Origin of the sequence: Mesonia sp. K7 (genome assembly GCF_003233725.1) — a bacterium.
Classification (GTDB): Bacteria; Bacteroidota; Bacteroidia; order Flavobacteriales; family Flavobacteriaceae; genus Mesonia.
The window spans coordinates 88,367-106,917 of record NZ_QKQV01000001.1 but is presented as its reverse complement, the minus strand read 5'-3'; the positions used below and the strand labels follow the sequence as shown (position 1 = coordinate 106,917).

Annotated in this window: 21 protein-coding genes; 5 read left to right on the top strand and 16 right to left on the bottom strand. The window is 37.7% G+C overall.

The annotated features are described in order from the left end of the window. Positions 1 to 35: 35 nt before the first annotated feature. The 12 genes from DNG35_RS00490 to DNG35_RS00435 form a co-directional block, all read right to left on the bottom strand. Positions 36 to 257, bottom strand: coding sequence for a DUF2795 domain-containing protein (locus tag DNG35_RS00490; RefSeq protein WP_006989959.1), 222 nt, complete (start codon positions 255 to 257; stop codon positions 36 to 38). A gap of 124 nt (positions 258 to 381) precedes the next feature. Further along, on the bottom strand, positions 382 to 966 hold the full coding sequence (locus DNG35_RS00485) for a cob(I)yrinic acid a,c-diamide adenosyltransferase (protein ID WP_111125785.1): 585 nt from the start codon (positions 964 to 966) through the stop codon (positions 382 to 384). Positions 967 to 1,010: 44 nt separating this feature from the next. After that, positions 1,011 to 1,190 carry a hypothetical protein gene (locus DNG35_RS00480; protein ID WP_111125784.1) on the bottom strand — a complete coding sequence of 60 codons (180 nt, stop codon included), beginning with the start codon at positions 1,188 to 1,190 and terminating at the stop codon, positions 1,011 to 1,013. After that, positions 1,183 to 1,881 carry an ABC transporter ATP-binding protein gene (locus DNG35_RS00475; protein WP_111125783.1) on the bottom strand — a complete coding sequence of 233 codons (699 nt, stop codon included), beginning with the start codon at positions 1,879 to 1,881 and terminating at the stop codon, positions 1,183 to 1,185. The genes DNG35_RS00480 and DNG35_RS00475 overlap by 8 nt, the downstream gene beginning before the upstream one ends. 42 nt (positions 1,882 to 1,923) lie before the next feature. After that, complete coding sequence (locus DNG35_RS00470) at positions 1,924 to 2,625, bottom strand: hypothetical protein (RefSeq protein ID WP_111125782.1); 702 nt, start codon at positions 2,623 to 2,625, stop codon at positions 1,924 to 1,926. Continuing rightward, on the bottom strand, positions 2,622 to 3,113 hold the full coding sequence (locus DNG35_RS00465) for a hypothetical protein (RefSeq protein WP_146228812.1): 492 nt from the start codon (positions 3,111 to 3,113) through the stop codon (positions 2,622 to 2,624). Before DNG35_RS00465 ends, DNG35_RS00470 begins: the two co-directional genes overlap by 4 nt. Before the next feature lie 23 nt (positions 3,114 to 3,136). Continuing rightward, the gene (locus tag DNG35_RS00460) at positions 3,137 to 4,993 is read right to left on the bottom strand and encodes an ABC-F family ATP-binding cassette domain-containing protein (RefSeq protein WP_111125780.1); all 1,857 of its coding nucleotides are present in this window, start codon (positions 4,991 to 4,993) and stop codon (positions 3,137 to 3,139) included. A 55-nt stretch (positions 4,994 to 5,048) separates the two neighbouring features. Further along, entirely contained in the window at positions 5,049 to 5,486 is a 438-nt protein-coding gene (locus DNG35_RS00455; RefSeq protein WP_111125779.1) for a DUF4870 domain-containing protein, read from the bottom strand. Beyond that, complete coding sequence (locus DNG35_RS00450; protein ID WP_158524860.1) at positions 5,483 to 5,854, bottom strand: DUF2752 domain-containing protein; 372 nt, start codon at positions 5,852 to 5,854, stop codon at positions 5,483 to 5,485. Before DNG35_RS00450 ends, DNG35_RS00455 begins: the two co-directional genes overlap by 4 nt. A 40-nt stretch (positions 5,855 to 5,894) precedes the next feature. Further along, positions 5,895 to 6,233 (bottom strand): TM2 domain-containing protein, encoded by a 339-nt coding sequence (locus DNG35_RS00445; RefSeq protein WP_111125777.1) that lies wholly within the window; start codon positions 6,231 to 6,233, stop codon positions 5,895 to 5,897. 14 nt (positions 6,234 to 6,247) lie between these two features. Then, a complete protein-coding gene (gene lnt / locus DNG35_RS00440; protein WP_111125776.1) occupies positions 6,248 to 7,843 on the bottom strand; it encodes an apolipoprotein N-acyltransferase in 1,596 nt (531 codons plus the stop codon). A gap of 277 nt (positions 7,844 to 8,120) precedes the next feature. Next, a complete protein-coding gene (locus DNG35_RS00435) occupies positions 8,121 to 9,182 on the bottom strand; it encodes a PorV/PorQ family protein (protein WP_111125970.1) in 1,062 nt (353 codons plus the stop codon). A gap of 496 nt (positions 9,183 to 9,678) precedes the next feature. Here DNG35_RS00435 and DNG35_RS00430 point away from each other — a divergent pair, with 496 nt between their 5' ends. Then, positions 9,679 to 10,434 carry a phosphatidylcholine/phosphatidylserine synthase gene (locus tag DNG35_RS00430; RefSeq protein WP_369907994.1) on the top strand — a complete coding sequence of 252 codons (756 nt, stop codon included), beginning with the start codon at positions 9,679 to 9,681 and terminating at the stop codon, positions 10,432 to 10,434. Between the two features lie 234 nt (positions 10,435 to 10,668). Here the strand turns inward: DNG35_RS00430 and lptB are convergent, their stop codons facing one another. The 3 genes from lptB to DNG35_RS00415 all read right to left on the bottom strand — a co-directional run bounded on the left by lptB (position 10,669) and on the right by DNG35_RS00415 (position 13,292). After that, the gene (gene lptB, locus DNG35_RS00425) at positions 10,669 to 11,409 is read right to left on the bottom strand and encodes an LPS export ABC transporter ATP-binding protein (RefSeq protein ID WP_111125775.1); all 741 of its coding nucleotides are present in this window, start codon (positions 11,407 to 11,409) and stop codon (positions 10,669 to 10,671) included. Between the two features lie 86 nt (positions 11,410 to 11,495). Next, a complete protein-coding gene (gene tatC, locus DNG35_RS00420; RefSeq protein ID WP_111125774.1) occupies positions 11,496 to 12,329 on the bottom strand; it encodes a twin-arginine translocase subunit TatC in 834 nt (277 codons plus the stop codon). After that, a complete protein-coding gene (locus DNG35_RS00415) occupies positions 12,330 to 13,292 on the bottom strand; it encodes an SIS domain-containing protein (RefSeq protein WP_111125773.1) in 963 nt (320 codons plus the stop codon). An 81-nt stretch (positions 13,293 to 13,373) separates the two neighbouring features. Here DNG35_RS00415 and recQ point away from each other — a divergent pair, with 81 nt between their 5' ends. The 4 genes from recQ to DNG35_RS00395 all read left to right on the top strand — a co-directional run bounded on the left by recQ (position 13,374) and on the right by DNG35_RS00395 (position 17,761). Next, on the top strand, positions 13,374 to 15,578 hold the full coding sequence (gene recQ, locus DNG35_RS00410; protein ID WP_111125772.1) for a DNA helicase RecQ: 2,205 nt from the start codon (positions 13,374 to 13,376) through the stop codon (positions 15,576 to 15,578). A gap of 12 nt (positions 15,579 to 15,590) precedes the next feature. Next, positions 15,591 to 16,127: a hypothetical protein gene (locus DNG35_RS00405; protein ID WP_146228810.1), complete on the top strand. Its 537-nt coding sequence runs from the start codon at positions 15,591 to 15,593 to the stop codon at positions 16,125 to 16,127. A 3-nt stretch (positions 16,128 to 16,130) separates the two neighbouring features. Further along, entirely contained in the window at positions 16,131 to 16,760 is a 630-nt protein-coding gene (locus DNG35_RS00400; protein WP_111125770.1) for a trans-aconitate 2-methyltransferase, read from the top strand. A 71-nt stretch (positions 16,761 to 16,831) separates the two neighbouring features. After that, positions 16,832 to 17,761, top strand: a complete 930-nt coding sequence (locus DNG35_RS00395; RefSeq protein ID WP_111125769.1) for a peptidylprolyl isomerase — start codon at positions 16,832 to 16,834, stop codon at positions 17,759 to 17,761. A gap of 197 nt (positions 17,762 to 17,958) precedes the next feature. Here the strand turns inward: DNG35_RS00395 and DNG35_RS00390 are convergent, their stop codons facing one another. Continuing rightward, positions 17,959 to 18,513 carry a thioredoxin family protein gene (locus DNG35_RS00390; RefSeq protein ID WP_111125768.1) on the bottom strand — a complete coding sequence of 185 codons (555 nt, stop codon included), beginning with the start codon at positions 18,511 to 18,513 and terminating at the stop codon, positions 17,959 to 17,961. Positions 18,514 to 18,551 lie beyond the last annotated feature (38 nt).

Below are 18,551 nucleotides of genomic sequence, written 5' to 3'. Positions count from 1 at the left end.
AATAGAGGCTTTTTATCGTTTTATTTATTTCATATTTAGTATTCATCCTCGTTCCAAAGGTAATCTTCGTCTGTAGGATAGTCTGGCCAGATTTCTTCGATAGAATCATAAGAATCTCCTTCGTCTTCTATCGATTGTAGGTTTTCTACAACTTCTAGCGGAGCACCTGTTCTAATTGCATAGTCAATTAACTCATCTTTTGTAGCCGGCCAAGGAGCATCACTTAAATACGATGCTAATTCTAATGTCCAATACATCTGTTATTAGGTTTAATTTTCTGCAAAAATAATTTTTTAATTGAAAAAGCCAAGAAAAAAAATTATTATTTCCACATTATTTATAAGAACTTGTTTTTTAATCGTTTAAGCCTAAGAATTTTTCTCAGGAATCCATTTGATTTCTTTCAGGAATCCATTTGATTTCTTCGGCTTGCAACTCATAAGTCAACTTTCGTGCCAGTACAAATAAATAGTCAGAAAGTCTATTGAGGTACTTTAAAATGTAAGGCTCAACAGGTTCATTTTCTTGTAAAGCGGTGGCAAGACGCTCGGCACGACGGCAAACGCATCTCGCTATATGACAATATGACACTGTGGTATGACCGCCCGGTAAAATAAAATGTGTCATTTCGGGAAGTTTGGTGTTCATTAGGTCCATTTCTTTTTCTAGGAAGTCAATTTCGTTTTCACGCACTTTTACAATGTCAAGTCGTTCCTTACCATTTTTTAAGGTGGCCTTTTCGGGGTCGGTGGCCAGTTCTGCCCCTAGCGTAAACAGTTGGTGTTGAATTTTAGCTAAACTATCTTGATGTTCCTGTTCTATTTTTTGATCTTTTATGAGGCCGATGTAGCTGTTGAGTTCATCCACCGTACCGTAACTTTCGATACGGATATGATGTTTGGGGACACGGGTACCGCCAAACAGTGCGGTGGTGCCTTTATCTCCGGTTTTGGTGTAGATTTTCATTTTTTAAAAATTTCCTTAAAAATAAAAGTTTCTACTGAAACAATTTAGTCTTTATCGTCTTTTTCCCGACGTTTTTCTTCGATACGTTTTTTAAAGCTTTTGGTACTGCGGTCGGAGAGTTTACCTTTGTTGCGTTTATTGTTTGCCACCACGGCTAAAAAAAGAATCGCAAGTCCAACAAAGACGAGGATAAGTTGGGTAAGCGGCGAGAGGTTATCAAACATGGGCCAATTCTTTGCGGGTGTCACTTTCGATGATGCCGTCGCGGAGTCGAATCACACGATGGGCGTGTTCGGCAATGTCTTCTTCGTGGGTGACCAAAATGACCGTGTTGCCATCGGCGTGAATCTGATCAAACAGGGTCATAATTTCCACGGAAGTTTTAGAGTCTAAGTTTCCCGTTGGCTCATCGGCCAAAATAATAGAGGGGTTGTTGACCAAAGCTCTGCCTACAGCCACACGCTGGCGCTGCCCGCCCGAAAGTTGGTTGGGCTTGTGGTCCATACGATCACCTAAACCTACGTTTCTTAAGACTTCTTCGGCTCTTTCTTTACGTTCTTGCTTCGATTTTCCAGCATAAATCATCGGTAAGGCCACGTTGTCTAAAGCAGTAGTTCTTGGGAGTAAATTGAAGGTCTGAAAGACAAAACCAATTTCTTTATTTCTAATTTCGGCAAGTTCGTCGTCGCTGAGTTGTGAGACATCTTTTCCGTTGAGAATATAAGTGCCTGAAGTGGGCGTATCCAGACAACCCAAAAGATTCATTAAGGTCGATTTTCCGGAACCTGAAGGTCCCATAAATGCCACATATTCGCCTTTTTCGATGACCAAATCGATACCTTTGAGTACTTTAACGACTTCTTGTCCGAGTTGAAAATCTCTCTTGATGTTTTTGATATCGATAACATTGTTCATAAGGCAAAGGATTTCTGATAAGACGAAAATCGCACAGTTTTGTTACAAATGCAACCGAATCCTAAAATTTTCTTTGGCTTGTTCTTCCCTAAAAAAGACAAAACCAAAGTAAAAGCTGTCGATAGTTACTTTTACTTTCGGATGATTTTTGATATACGACCACAGCTCCTGCATTTCGGCTGACAAATACAAATTATCGAAGATGACCAAGCTATCGTTGTGCAAGTGCGGTAAAATTTGTTCGAAATGGTTTTTACTGCGTTCGAATTGGTTTTCGGTGTGAATAAAGACTAAATCGTATTTTTCTTCGCTATTTCCGAGTTGTTTTTCTAAGGTTTGAATGGGATGCCACTCAATTTTTTGTTCCGCTTTGAGCTTTTCTTTTATGAATTCTGAGTATGTATTTACTTCCGTAAAAACTTGTAAGCGTTCGATTCCGCTTTGAGCAAAACTCTGGCTTTCCATTCCCAAGCTGTTCCCAATTTCCAGCGCATATTTGATATGGAAATAATGAGCAACTCGATTTAAAAAATAGGCTTGTGGAAGTGAAATAAGTGATTTTTTGGTTTGATGGTCGATGTTTTTAGAAGTGCTAAGATCCTGGTGAAACTGCTGGATTGGAGCTTGGTTTTCAACAGGGTTTTTATCGTAAAAACATTGGGTCACCAATTGGTACACAAAAGGCGAATGCACCCCGTGTTGGTTTTTACTTTTCCACCAAAATTTCGGATAAGCGAATTTCATTGCAAATTTTCTATGATAGGTTTTATTTCTTCTATTAAATGCTCCAATTGATTTATTGGCATTTTAACAACTGATTCAATTTGTGCTTCTTCTCCTTCAAAAATTAGAACTCCAGTGTTATCCTCTTGATATCCAACTTGTTCAATAGATAAAACCAAACCATTTAAGTTTATACTTTTTTTTCCGTCTTTAAACCAACCATAATTTGCTTCATACTCTATCCTTGACTTCAATAGTTTGATGGTTTCTTCACCATAGGTATTCCACAAAGAAGTTCTCAGCAAATAAAAACCGATAAGCCCAAATAAAAAAAGAAAAATAAAACTTCCCATATGAAAGCCTTTTCCCATCGCAATTCTTGTAATTATTCCAACTAGTGGTAAAGTAAACGAGAAAAACGAGAGTGAAAACATGACTCCTCTAACAAGTAATGGAGATTTCTTAACTTTTAATCTTATGGTTTTTTTGTCAATGACATACTGTTTCATCCTTTTGCTTAGCTCATAACCAATTACTCTTCTAACATCGCCGAAAGCTCAAACCAACGTTCGGTTTTTTGCTCGATTTGATCGATGATTTGTTGTAAAGCTAAGGATTTTTCTTGTATTTGTTCTTCGGTGAGTTCTTGTAAAAACTCTTTTTCAAGGTTGGTTTTGTCCCGTTCTAACTGTGCAATATCACGTTCCAATCGTTTGTATTCTTTCTGTTCGTTGTAACTCAGTTTGTTTTGCTGGTTATCGTTTTTCCAGTTTTTAGGGCTTTCTTCTTTGGTCTTTTCCACTGGCGGCTGACTGTCTTCGTATATCCTGTAATCGTTATAATTTCCAGGAAAATCCTGTACTTTGCCTTTGCCTTTAAAGACCAATAAGTGATCGACAATCTTATCCATAAAATAACGGTCGTGCGAAACTACAATCAAGCATCCAGGATAATCCAATAAGAAATTTTCCAAGACATTGAGCGTGACAATATCGAGATCGTTGGTAGGCTCATCGAGAATTAAGAAGTTCGGGTTTTGAATGAGTACCGTACAGAGATACAAGCGTTTTTTTTCGCCACCACTTAGTTTTTCGACAAAATCGTATTGCTTTTTTCGGTCGAATAAAAAGCGCTCTAAGAGTTGTTGTGCTGAGATCTGCCTCCCTTTTTTTAAAGGAATGTAATCGCCAAACTCCCGAATCACATCAATGACTTTTTGCCCTTCTTTTGGGGTAATACCCTTTTGCGTGTAGTAACCAAATTTGATGGTTTCTCCAATAATGATTTTCCCGGCATCTGGTTGTTGTTTTCCTGTGATGATATTCAGAAAGGTAGATTTTCCGGTGCCGTTTTTGCCAATAATACCCACACGTTCCCCTGGCTGAAAGTTATAACTGAACTGATTTAGCAAGACTTTCTCGCCATAGCTTTTAGAAACTTTATGAATTTCGACAATTTTATTGCCTAGACGTTCCATATTAATTTCCAGTTGCACTTCGTGTTCTTTTCGACGTTGGTGGGCTTTTGCTTTGATTTCAAAAAAATCGTCGATACGTGATTTCGATTTGGTCGTTCGCGCTTTGGGTTGGCGTCGTATCCAGTCCAATTCCTTTTTATACAACTGTTTTGCCTTGTCGGTATTGGTGTTTTCGAGTTCGACCCGTGCTTCTTTTTTGTCGAGGTAGTAACTGTAATTTCCTTTGTAGGTATAGAGTTGCTGGTTCTCGAGCTCCAAAATTTCGTTGCAAACCCTTTCGAGGAAATAACGATCGTGGGTCACCATAAACAAGGTGAGGTTGGATTTGTTCAGGAACTCTTCCAGCCACTCGATCATTTCGAGGTCGAGATGGTTGGTAGGTTCGTCGAGAATCAACAAATCGGGTTCGTCGAGCAACAGAATGGCCAACGCCAAACGTTTTTTTTGTCCGCCCGAAAGCATGCTTATTTTTTGGTCGATATCATCGAGTTTTAGTTTCGATAAAATCTGTTTGTATTGCGTCTCAAAATCCCAAGCTTGTGCCGCCTCCATCTGATCAAAAGCTTTTTGGTAGCTTTCGGTATCGTCCATGTTTTTAAGCGCTTTTTCGTACTGGGCAATAATTCTTAATTTGTCATTATTGGTATTCAGAATAGCTTCTTCAATGGTAAAATTGGGATTGAGTTTGGGTTCTTGCGATAGGAACGAAACTTTAATGCCTTTTCGGTAATTCACTTCGCCGCTGTCGGGCAATTCACTTTTGGAAAGGATATTGAGCAAGGAGGTTTTGCCTGTTCCGTTTTTGGCCAGTAAAGCGATTTTTTGTCCTTGGTTGATGCCAAAAGAAATGTTAGGGAAAAGTATATTTTCTCCGTAGGCTTTGGCTATATTTTCTACAGATACGTAGTTCATTTTTTAATTAAGTCTTTGTTTTCTTTATGTAATAAATAGAGTTCTAGAAATATATTTATGTGTTTGATTTACACATGCGATCAACAACATTTCCATAAATAATCCATTTGATATGTTTCCCTTTTCTCGTCTGAATAGCTGTATATATGGTAGCGATAAATTCTATTAAATTAAAAAAGATTACAATTCCCATATAAATAAGGTAGGCATTATTTATCTCTAAGTCTATATAAACAACACGAATTGTCCACCAAAACGCAATGCTATTTATAGGTAATAAAGAAATTTGAGATAAAAGAGCTTGCGTACAATGCCAACGTATAAAATAAGTCTTGTTTTTATTGGCGAGATAGAAAATAAATGTGGCAAGCAAGTTTATAATAGGTAATGGCAAACCAACCATAATTCCTATTAAAGACATAATATAGCTATTTGAAGCTGTTTCTGCTTCATATTCTTTTTGAAAAAAAGGACTACTTGCTAAAGGGGTCATAAATTTTTAGCGATATTCCATATCCAATTAGTAATAATTAATAAAATTAAAATTATTGCGATAGGAGTTTTTTTAATGTTTTTTTCTAATCTTAAAAATACCAAATATAATGTATGTTTTTTCTGTAAAACATCAAATAACAGCCATAAAGGTATAATAATTAAAACTGCAAAACCAAGAAAACCTAAAGGATTAATATATAAAGCTTCCAAAAAATTTCCTTTTAAAATTTCAAGAATTGATCTTGTAGAACCGCAAGAAGGACAAGGTATGTCTGTTATATTTTTGAACAAACAGACGGAGTTTGTTTTTAAATTTTCAGCGATAAAAAATTGTGAAATTAGCCAAGTATAGCCTAATAAACTCATCACTATTAAAAGTATGTAGAGCCTATTTCTTGTCATAAATTTAGTATATGACCTGCTGTAATTTTGCCATGTTTTTTTCTTTTGTAGCTCCCATAATTAAGAATAAATCTACAATAGCCCATATTCCAAAACCTCCACAAGTTAAGAGTTTTCCAATACCTAAACCTGTATCACCAATCATAAAACGATCTATTCCTAATGTGCCAACAAGCAACGATACAATAAGTAATGTTGTTGGATCTTGAAACTGCAAGGTTTGAATCATACCCCATTTAGAATTGTCTAATTTTAGTAATTGTTCTCTTATTTGTGGCAGATGATGACTTTCAAAATATTTACTGTTACTTATAATAAACAAATCTGTTTTTTGTGAATCCATTAAAATAGTTTAATTTAAAGTTGATTTCTTCTTCGAGTTAAGGAAAATAAAAAGGTAAATAAAGCCAAAAAAATTGAAATTCTAGCTATATAATCACCATATTTTGTATAAAAAGTCACTTCTTCAAATAAGGGTACATTTGCAGCAATACTGCCTTGTTTTTCGTAACCTAATGCTTCGATAATTTCACCATTGTTTAAAATCACTGCCGAAATTCCCGTATTAGCACTTCTAACGATGGTTCTATTGTTTTCGATGGCTCGGAGTCTCGCGTAACTCAAGTGTTGTTGGTGCCCTTGTGTATTGTCCCACCAAGCATCATTGGTGATAATAGTCAATAAGTTGGCTTGGTTGTCTCTGCTGTAACCTGTGACAAATTCCCCGAAAACAGATTCGTAACAAATAATCGGGCCTACTTTGGCATCGTTTTCCATTTCAAAAACAGCACGATTTTCTTGGGTAGTTTTCATGGCTACCGTTCCGCCAAGGTCAACCATAACATTACCAAAAATAGGTTCTAAAACTCCCTTGTAAGGAAAACTTTCGACACCAGCAACTAATTTTGATTTATGGTAAAATACATAGTTTTTTTTATTGGAAACCATAAAAGCCGAATTAAAGTCATTATACCATAAACCTTCTCTAAAAAAGTTGGTTTGTGGTGTCAGTTTGGTTTCATCGGTGATTTTTTCATGCATCGAAATTCCACCAAGGAAATGCAACTTTGGATGTTTGAATACTAAACTTTCAATTTTGTTTTTAGCGGTAGAGAAATCCCAGTTTTTAAGCTCGGTACCATCGGCAAATACCGTTTCTGGTGCTACGACCAAATCGGTAGAATCAGTGATTTTTTCTTGTGTAAGCTTTAACAGTAAATCGCCCACTCTGGTATCGGTTGTATGGTATTTTTCGGTATACGGATTGATATTGGGTTGTAAAATAACTACGTTGAGGTTTTTCTCAGAAGAGGTTTCTTTATTGAAATAGAGTAAATAGGATATTCCAATCGGAACTCCGATGAGTAAAACGAGTTTTACCGCTAAGCTTTTTAAGATGGCACTTTCCCTATATTTTTGATAGAGTAAAACACTTCTAAAAATAAAGATGTTGGTTGTCCATACCCAAAGTGTCCCGCCAAAAGTTCCCGTAAAGCTATACCATTGAATCCATGGGTAATATTCAGAAAAGACATTGCCCAAATTTAGCCACGGCCAAGTGAGTTGCCACGAAAGGTGTAGTTTTTCGAAGCAAATCCATAAGGAAACAAGAAACACACTACTCACCGTAAAATTGGCTTTTTTGGCTATCCAATGATAAAAAAGCAACACCAAACTCATCATGGTGGTGTTGAGTAATACAGCGACTACCATTCCGAACGCAGTGGAGTAGTACAGCCAAAAGGTCGTGATAATGTTAAAAATAAAAAACGCTATAAAACTGTAACCAAAGAACCTTCCGCCAGTTCTTTTTTTATTTCCATTGATGAATTGTTGGCTAAGAAACAAGAGCGGTACAAAGCCAACAAAAATGAGCAACGGAAAACCATACGTTGGCCACGAAAGTGCCAACAGCAATCCAGAAAAAAGAGCAAGTCCTATTTTTTTAAGCATTTTCTACTAAAAGTTGTAAAAATAAGATAAATAAAAATGAATATCAGTTATCAAGCATAAAATTGCTCGTCGTTGTAGATTGGGGATTTAATGTCTCATCATACGTAGCTGTGCAAGTGAAATGAGGAGGATGTCTAAAAAGTATTGAAAAACGTCATTCTGAATTTATTTCAGAATCTCACCATTTTGATTTACAAATCAGAATGAGAGCCTGAATCAAGTTCAAGTTGACGGAAATAGACTTTTTAGATGACTTTGATAAAAATAAATAAAATGCCTATCTAAACAGACTCCAGTCTATTTTTAGGGAGAAAACATTGGAATACAACGCAGCGCTTTGGTCACCAATATCGGTAAAGGCATAGTCGATATGAATGCCTTTGTATTTAAACCCTACACCAAAGCCTGGTTGGAAACCAAGCGATTCGGTACCGTCTAATTGACGAGTGTTCTGGAAATTTCCCATTCCGCCGCGAAGGTAAATCATATCGATATAGCCTACTTCAAAGCCAACAGCTGGGGTGATACTCACCGCAGAAGTGGAGATGATGTCATTGGTTTGAGTAAAGCGGGTAAACAAATCGACTTCGGTTTTTATTTTCCAATCGTAATGGATTTCAAACATCTTGGCGAAACCGAGTTGCAGTTTAGGGAGTGTAATCTCAGTCGTTTCGGGCAATTCTTGGTTTTGCCCTTCTACAGCGCCTTGCACTTTGGCATATTCTTCTTCGTTGATCGCCCAAGCGTTGTAAGTGGTTGTAATATCACGAGCCATGGCTCCGAACTTCCAATTGTTTTCGGTCTGAAACTGCACACCGAGATCAAAACCAAATCCCCATGAATTGGCAAATTCACCGATCACCCGACGAATCACTTTGGCATTGGCTCCGTAGGAAAATCCCTGTAAAGGCATTTTCCGGGCATACGAAAAGGTAAAAGCATAATCTGCGGCAGAAAACAAACTAATACGGTTGTAATCGATGTTTCCCTGTTCGTCGATAAGCTGAGTCGTATTCAAAATATCGTCGACCCCAAATCGAATCATATGCAAAGCGACCGTACTTCTGTCGTCCAGTGGCATCGCTCCGCCAATGTAATCATAATTGGCAATATTGGCAAAGTAATTTGCGTGCATCAGGGCGATTTCGTTGTCTTCGAGGTTTACCAAACCAGCAGGATTCCAATAAGCCGCATTGACATCATCGGTGGTTGCCACAACGGCATTTGCCATACCAAAAGCAGCGGCATCGACACCAATGTTTAGAAATTCGTTGGAATATTTTCTTACACTCTGGCTATGGGCTAAAGCAGTGATGAAGAAAAAAAGTAGAAATCGAATGTTCACGAGGGTTTAAAATTTTTGCAAATATCTTATTTATAATTTAACCTATTGTGCATTTTGCGTAATTATGTTTGTGAAAACCGTCAGTTCGAGTTTTTCCTGAAAGAAAAGTATCGAGAACAAGGTTTTTACCTCATAAATTCTCATTCTCGATTTTTTTTTTTCTAAAACAAGTTTCAGAAAAACACTCGAATTGACGAATTTATTTCAACATTCACACAGATGATATTAATATTAAAACTTTATTTGTGCTTACTTATTGTACAGAGGTGTGTTATTAGAGAATAATTTTGAAACCCTTGAATAATCTTATATAAAACTCAAGTGTTCGATCATAGCCCCCAAACTATGAGCGACTTTTTCGTTATCATAAATTTTAATTCCTCACAACCAGTAGGTTGCTGTGGATAAAAATTTATTTTGGCCTTAAATTCATCACATATTTTGGGTTATTCAAGGGCTTCTTGTATTTTTATTAAAATTTTTCAAATTGATGATCAAAAAACACATTCCCAACCTGATTACCTTACTCAACTTACTTTGCGGAAGCATAGCTGTCGTGCTGACATTTCAAAACGAATTGGTCATGGCTACTGCTTTTGTTTTTCTAGGCATTTTTCTCGACTTTTTTGACGGTATTGCGGCTCGGGTGTTAGACGCTCGAAGCGAATTGGGTTTACAGCTCGACTCCTTGGCAGATTTGGTGACTTCGGGATTGGTGCCGAGTTTGGTTGTTTTTCAATTGATTAACCATACTTTTTTTGAAAACAATGCCAATGACCATACTGAATGGAATCAACATTTTTTAGATTTCAACTTTGATTTTTCACCTTATGCTCTTTTTGCCTTTCTCATTGTGATGGGCTCGGCTTATCGCTTGGCAAATTTTAATGTTGATGATCGGCAAACCACCAGCTTTCGCGGAATTCCCACACCTGCAAACGCTATGATGATTATGAGTTTACCACTGATTTTAGAGTTTCAATCGACGGCTGCGGTACGGGATTTTATCTTGAATCCTACTTTTTTGATTGTACTGAGTATTTTTAGCTGTTGGTTGCTCAATTCGGGGATTCCTATTTTTGCATTTAAGTTTAAAAACCTGAATTGGAAAGAAAACTGGTTCCGGTTTGTGTTTGTAATCATAGCGGCTTTAGCGCTTATCTTTTTAAAGTTTATCGCATTACCGTTTATTATTTTGGCTTATGTGTGTTTTTCGTTGTTGATGCGAAAGGAATTAATTGAGTAACTACTGAGATAAACTTTTTCTGTTCATTTTTCCATTGATTAGGAAAAGAATAAAAAATATTGTCTTTTTTTGTCACTCTGAACTTGTTTCAGGGTCTCATCATAAAATATTGATTTATAAATAAAATGAGATACTGAAACAAGTTCAGTATGACGAGCAATTTTATGATTGATAGCTGATTTATAAATGTTTAGACATATAAAATGATGATACAAGAAGAAAAATTAGATGATTTTAATCAAACAACTTCTTCTTACGTAATTCAAAGTTTTGTCCGAGGTAAACTTTACGTACCATTTGGTCTTCGGCGAGTTCTTCGGGAATACCGTGTTTTAGGATACTTCCTTCAAACATCAGGTATGTTCTATCGGTAATGGCAAGGGTTTCCTGTACGTTGTGATCGGTAATCAAAATCCCGATGTTTTTGTTTTTTAGTTGCGCGACAATCCGTTGAATGTCTTCTACCGCAACAGGGTCGACACCTGCAAAAGGTTCGTCCAACAAGATAAATTTAGGGTCGGTTGCCAAGGCACGCGCAATTTCCGTACGACGACGTTCACCCCCCGAAAGTAAATCGCCACGACTTTTACGGATATGCCCCAAACTGAATTCCTCGATGAGGCTTTCCATACGATGTTCCCGTTCTTTTTTGGATAGATCGGTGAGTTCGAGCACGCTCATGATATTGTCTTCGATGCTTAGTTTTCTAAATACCGACGCTTCTTGGGCGAGGTAACCAATACCATTTTGTGCCCGTTTGTACATCGGAAATTTGGTAATATCGGTTTTATCGAGGTAAATATGACCGCTATTGGGTTTAATCAAACCTACAATCATATAAAACGAAGTGGTTTTTCCGGCACCATTGGGTCCGAGCAGTCCAACAATTTCACCTTGCTCTACTTGTACCGAAACACCTTTAACAACTTTTCTCCCTTTATAAGATTTGACTAGTTCGTCTGCTCGTAAGATCATTTTTTATAGTTTCTTTTTGAAAAATTCGCTTCCGCGGAAGCAAAACAAATCTACCAATAAAAATGCCAAGACCCACAAATTGATTTTTATTTTGTGGTCACGGTTTGGGTTTGTTTTTCTTTTTTCAATACAAATTTAGACAAGTAAATGCTTATTTCGTATAAAATCATCACCGGAATCGCTACAATCACCTGACTCGCAATATCTGGAGGTGTAATAATAGCCGAAACAATAAGAATACCCACAATGGCAAATTTTCGGTATTTTCTTAAAATGTCTGGAGTGACCAATCCCATTTTGGTAAGCAGGAAAATAAGAATAGGTAATTCAAAAACCACTCCACAAGCCAAGGCAGAAGCTCTAATCAGCCCAAAATAACTGCTCAAATCGATATCGTTAAATACTTCTTCGCTTACTTGATAGGTTCCCAAAAAGTTGATGGAAAGTGGAGAAATCACATAATACCCAAACAAAACGCCTACAAAAAATAGGATAGAAGCTGCAAAAATAAATCCGCGGGAAGCTTTTCGTTCATTCGGGTTTAAAGCTGGAGAGATAAATCGCCAGAACTCATACAGTACATAAGGGAAAGCGATGATAAACCCTGCGGTGATCGCTGTCCAAATATGTGCACTGAACTGCCCCGCCATTTGTCTACTTTGTATTCTAAAAGGGATTTCAGTAAAACAAAAACTCTCATCGAGGTTAAGCGATGTTGCTGCCTCACAAAGTATTTGATATGTGATAAAACTCGGATCTTTGGGCGCAAATAAAATTCCGAAAATAAAATCTTTGGCAATAAAAGCGATAGTTGCGGCGACAAGTATAGCTCCTGTGGAGCGAATAAGGTGCCACCTGAGTTCTTCCAGATGGTCTAAAAACGACATATCGTCGGCAGACTTTTTTACTTTTTTTGCCATTTATATAATTCCTTCTTTGATGAGGTTGTGTATATGTACGATGCCAGCGTAAGTTGAGTTTTCTACAGCTATCAATTGTGAAATGCCATGCTTTTCCAATATTTCCTTGGCATCGACCGCCATGGCCGTATTGTCGATGGTTTTAGGATTGCTGCCCATCACATCTTTCGCTTTTAGCGAAGTAAAATCTTTGTTCTTGGCAATCATTCTTCGGATATCACCATCGGTAATGATTCCCACCACATGGTTGTTTTCAATGACTGCCGTGGTTCCCAACATTTTCTCTGAAATTTCTACAATTACATCGGTCATGGAAGTTTCAGGAGTTACTTGAGGTTTCATATTTTGAGCAGTGATATCACTAATTCTCAAATATAGTTTTTTACCTAAAGTTCCACCAGGATGGTATTTGGCAAAATCTTGACTGGAGAAACCTCTTAATTTTAACAAAGCCACTGCCAGGGAATCGCCCATCACCAATTGCGCTGTCGTGCTGGTGGTGGGCGCCAAATTGTTCGGGCAAGCTTCTTCTTCGATGTAGGCATTCAAGACAAAGTCGGCTTGTTGCCCAAGAAAAGAATCGGTGTTCCCAGTAATGGCAATTATCTTATTGTCAAAATTTTTGATAAGCGGAACCAAAACTTTTATCTCAGGCGTGTTTCCGCTTTTAGAAATGCAAATGACGACATCGTCTTTTAGAATATTTCCCAAATCTCCGTGAATCGCATCTGCCGCGTGCATAAAAATAGCAGGAGTTCCCGTACTGTTTAAGGTCGCCACAATTTTTTGGGCAATAATGGCACTTTTTCCAATACCTGTAATAATTACCCTACCTTTGGAGTTATATATGTATTGTACAGCTTCAGCAAAATCTTGATTAATAAGAGAAATTAAATGCTCGATAGCTTGTGCTTCATTACGAATAGTGCTTTTAGCTATTTGGAGAATTTCTGATGCTTGCATTAAAATTTTAATTTGAGTTTGTCATAACTAAAGAAAACTGTATCTTTAGTTGTGCAAAGGTATGTAAAAATGAAACATTAAATGAGTAGTAACTTGAAAGAAATCGATTTACACCAAGAATTAAAAAAATATTTCGGATTCAGTAAGTTTAAAGGCTTGCAAGAGCGTGTGATCCAGAGTATTATCAGTAACCAACACACGTTTGTGATTATGCCAACAGGTGGCGGAAAGTCACTCTGTTACCAACTTCCAGCCTTGATCAAAGAAGGTACGGCAATTGTGGTTTCGCCACTTATTGCTTTGATGAAAAACCAGGTGGACGCTATCCGCGGAATCTCTTCCGATAAGGGTGTTGCACACGTACTCAATTCTTCGCTCAACAAAACCGAAGTTAAACAAGTGAAGTCTGATATTTCCAACGGAATTACCAAGTTACTTTATGTTGCACCAGAATCCTTGACCAAAGAAGATTATATCGATTTCCTGAAAAACGAAAACATCTCTTTTCTTGCGGTAGATGAAGCGCACTGTATTAGTGAATGGGGTCACGACTTTAGGCCCGAATACAGAAATTTACGTCAGATCATCAAAAAGATAGGAGACGACATCCCGATTATTGCCCTTACGGCAACGGCCACACCCAAAGTGCAAGAAGATATCCTTAAAAACTTAGGCATCACACAGGCCAATACCTTTAAAGCGTCTTTTAACCGCCCCAACTTATTTTACGAAGTACGTCCAAAAACGGCCAATGTCGATGTCGATATCATCAAGTTTGTACGTCAAAACCAAGGCAAGAGTGGTATTATTTATTGTTTGAGCCGTAAGAAAGTAGAAGAGTTGTCACAAACCCTGCAAGTGAATGGGATCAATGCGATTCCTTACCACGCAGGTTTAGATTCCAAGACTAGAGCCAAACACCAGGACATGTTTTTGATGGAAGACGCCGATGTAGTAGTGGCCACGATTGCCTTCGGGATGGGAATCGATAAGCCCGACGTACGCTTTGTGATTCATCACGATATTCCCAAAAGCATTGAGAGCTATTACCAAGAGACTGGTCGTGCTGGCCGCGATGGAGGCGAAGGTCATTGTTTGGCGTTTTATGCCTATAAAGACATCGAGAAGCTCGAGAAATTTATGAGCGGTAAACCTATTGCCGAGCAAGAGATTGGCCAGGCTTTGTTGCAAGAAGTAGTCGCTTACGCGGAAACTTCGATGTCACGACGTAAATTTATCTTACATTATTTCGGAGAAGAGTTTGATACTGAAACCGGTGAAGGTGGCGATATGGATGACAATGTTCGAAATCCGAAAAAGCAAATAGAAGCGACCGAAGAAGCCGTTTTGGTCATCAAAGCGGTAAAAGAAACCAACCAATTATTCAAATCCAAGGACATTGTAAATACCTTATTAGGAAAAGTAAATGCCTTGGTGAAATCGCACAAAGCGGATACGTTACCAATTTTCGGACAAGGGAAACACCATGATAAAAACTATTGGATGGCATTGTTACGCCAACTTATTGTAGCAGGTTACCTTAAAAAGGACATCGAGACTTACGGGGTTGTAAAAGTAACTCAAGCAGGTAAAGACTTTTTGAGCTCGCCAAGCGAGTTTAAAATGACCGAAGATCACGTTTACGACGACGAAAAAGACAATAGTATTGTCGGTATAGCCAAATCTGGAGCCGCAGCAGACGAAGTCTTGATGAAAATGCTGAAAGATTTGCGTAAGCAAGTGGCCAAAAAGAAAGATGTGCCGCCGTATATTGTTTTTCAAGACCCGTCTTTAGAAGATATGGCCACCAAATATCCGATTAGCATGACTGAGTTAGGCAATATTCATGGCGTTGGAGATGGAAAAGCCAAAAAATATGGAAAACCATTTATTGAATTGATTGAACGTTATGTAGAAGAAAACGATATTGTTCGTCCAGAAGATATGGTGGTAAAATCTACAGGTGCCAATAGCGGTATCAAGTTATACATCATCCAGAATGTGGACCGAAAGCTACCCTTGCCGGATATTGCTTCCTCAAAGGGAATGGATATGCAGGATTTTATCAAAGAAGTCGAAGCCATTGTTTATAGCGGAACTAAGCTTGATATTTCGTATTGGATTGATGAAATTCTTGACGAAGACCAACAAGAAGAACTGCACGAATATTTCCTAGATTCCGAAACCGATAATATCGATGCAGCCATGGATGAATTTGACGGCGATTACGAAGACGAAGAACTTCGTTTGTATCGTATCAAGTTTATCAGCGAGGTGGCGAATTAAAAACTTTTGATGTTGAAACTAACGGAAAAGGAAGTATCAGAAAGATTAATTCAAAACTCTAGGCTTGATGATTTTTTAGATAAATCTTCTAGAGAATTATCAAAAAGTCTAAAGTTTTTAATATCTCGCGAGGATGTATTTGTTGCAATATTTTTATTGTATAAAGAAAAAGAAAAGCTAGAAGTTCCATCAGAGTTATGGGTTACAAAGTTAGATTTTAATGAGGTCCGCAATGGTTTAGAGAATTTTGATTTTAAAATAATTCATAATAGAATACTTACTAATACTATAATTGACAAAGATTTTCTTGTGAATTATAAAGTACGAATTAAGAAGAAAGGTTTGATATGGCTCATTCATAAATACGACCCAGATCCATTTCCTTCTAAACCTCATGCGCATTTGATTGATGATAATATTAAATTAGATCTTTCCAATGGAAAATTATACAAAAAGGGAAAAGTTATAGATACGCTCAATAAGAAACACTTGTTAGAAATTAGAAAAGAAGCTAATAAAAACTTTATACTTCCAAAGCTAAGTATATAATTAATGGACAAATACCAAGAAACTTTTCTGACATGGGATCAGGTCGCTCTGGCTTACCAAGAAAAGTTTATGGACTTGTCCTTATACAACCATACCTACGATGCGTTTATCCGTTTTCTTCCACAAAAAGCTAGTGTTCTCGATGTTGGTTGTGGTCCGGGAAATATTACCAGGTACCTCTTAGAAAAGAATCCAAATCATCAACTTTTAGGTATCGATGTTTCTCCCAAAATGGTTGCATTAGCGGCAAAAAACAATCCTACTGCTGATTTTGAGGTGATGGATTGTCGTGATATCAGTCTTTTGTCGCAAAAGTTTGAAGGTATCATAGCGGGTTTTTGTATTCCGTATTTATCAAAAACAGATTGCCAACATTTTTTTAAAGCTTGTGCAGATTTACTTCAACCAAAAGGCGTTTTCTACCTCAGTTTTGTACCCGGAAATCCTAAAAATTCTGGTTTTATTTCGAACAAGCAAGGGAGTCGTGTGTATTTTAATTACCATACCTTAGCTTTTATAAAAGAGGAAATGGAAAATAGAGGCTTGGAAATTAAAAAAAGTGATTATATCAACTACGATAAGGGAAATCAAACCTCCGAAACCCATGTGGTTTTGATGGCTCAGAAAATCTAGTTTTTTCTAAAAATTGAATTTTCGAAAGCTCTAAAAATTATCTACCTTTGCCGTTCAATAAAAATCAAGAAATGGAAAACGGATTATACGCAAGAATCAACACTACCAAAGGTGACATTTTAATCAAACTTACCCACGATAAAACACCAGGAACGGTAGGGAATTTTGTCGGTCTTGCCGAAGGAAAAATAAAAAACGATGCTAAAAAGGAAGGTGAACCTTATTATAACGGATTGAAATTTCACCGGGTTATTGAGAATTTTATGATTCAAGGAGGTGACCCCAACGGAACTGGTGCTGGTGGACCAGGTTATAAATTTGACGATGAATTTCACCAAGATTTAAAGCATAACAAACCAGGCATTTTGTCGATGGCCAATGCAGGTCCGGGAACCAATGGAAGTCAATTTTTTATCACGCATGAGCCAACTCCTTGGTTAGACAATAAGCATACGGTGTTTGGTGAAGTAGTCGAAGGTCAAGATGTGGTAGATGCCATTGAGCAAGGTGACGAAATGAAAAGGGTAACCATCGAAAGAACAGGAGAAGCTGCAAAAGCCTTTGATGCAGTAGAGGCTTTTAAAAGTTTTAACCAAGATAAAACCAAACGCCAAGAGGAGGAAAAAAAGAAACAAGAAGAAATTCTAAAAGAAGCTACCAAAGGAATGCAAAAAACCGATAGTGGCTTGTATTATAAAATCACTCAAGAAGGTAATGGCCCAAAACCTAAAAAAGGGAATACGGTATCGGTACATTACAAAGGGATGTTGTTAGACGGAACTGTTTTTGATTCTTCTTATAAAAGAAACCAACCCTTACAATTCCCAGTAGGTGTAGGGCAAGTAATTGCAGGATGGGACGAAGGCATTATGCTTTTAAGCCAAGGCGATAAAGCAAAATTTGTGATTCCTTCGCACTTGGCTTATGGAGAAGCTGGTGCAGGTGGTGTCATTCCTCCAAACGCTAGTTTGATTTTTGAAGTAGAGTTGATAAAAGCTTAAAGCAAATTTCGCACTTGCCTGCCGATGGCAAGGCTTAATGCGGAATCTCACTGACGTCAATACGAGGAATTCAACTTGTTGAATGACGAAGTATTCTCGGTATAGAGACTGCTTCTTCCGATTACTCGGAAGAAGCAGTGACGGTGAGCATTTAAAAATATAATGAGTAAGATTCCTGCCTACGCAGGAATTTTTTTTTATTCCTTCCATTTGATGCTACAACCCATACTTGGTTTCTGGATTTTAGGCAAAGGCTTGCTGTAATACAAGGCATCAAGCACTTCGCGAACACTTCTTCCGTTAACGGCAACACCATTTTGTGGGCGGGAATCGTCTAATTGTCCGTGGTAAACCAATTTGTCATCAGGGTCATAAATGTATAAATCTGGGGTGCAAGCGGCGTTGTAGGCTTTGGCAATTTCTTGGGTTTCGTCATAGAGGTAAGGAAAAGACATATTGCGTTTTCTGGCAAATTGCCACATTTCGTACGGACCGTCTTGTGGGTATTTTTCTATATCGTTGCTCGAGATAGCCACAAACCCAAAACCTAACACCCGGTAATCGTTAGCCACTCTTACCAATTCGTCGATCACGTGAATCACAAACGGGCAATGGTTGCAGATAAACATCACCATGGTTCCTCGTTCGCCTTTGATGTTGTTGTAAGTTAGCGTGTCTTTGGTCACGGTATCTACCAAGGTAAAATCGGGTGCTTTACTGCCTAGCTCAATTTGATGTGATTCTTGTTTCATGTTTTTTTCAACGAATTTTATTTCCTAAATTGCTTACC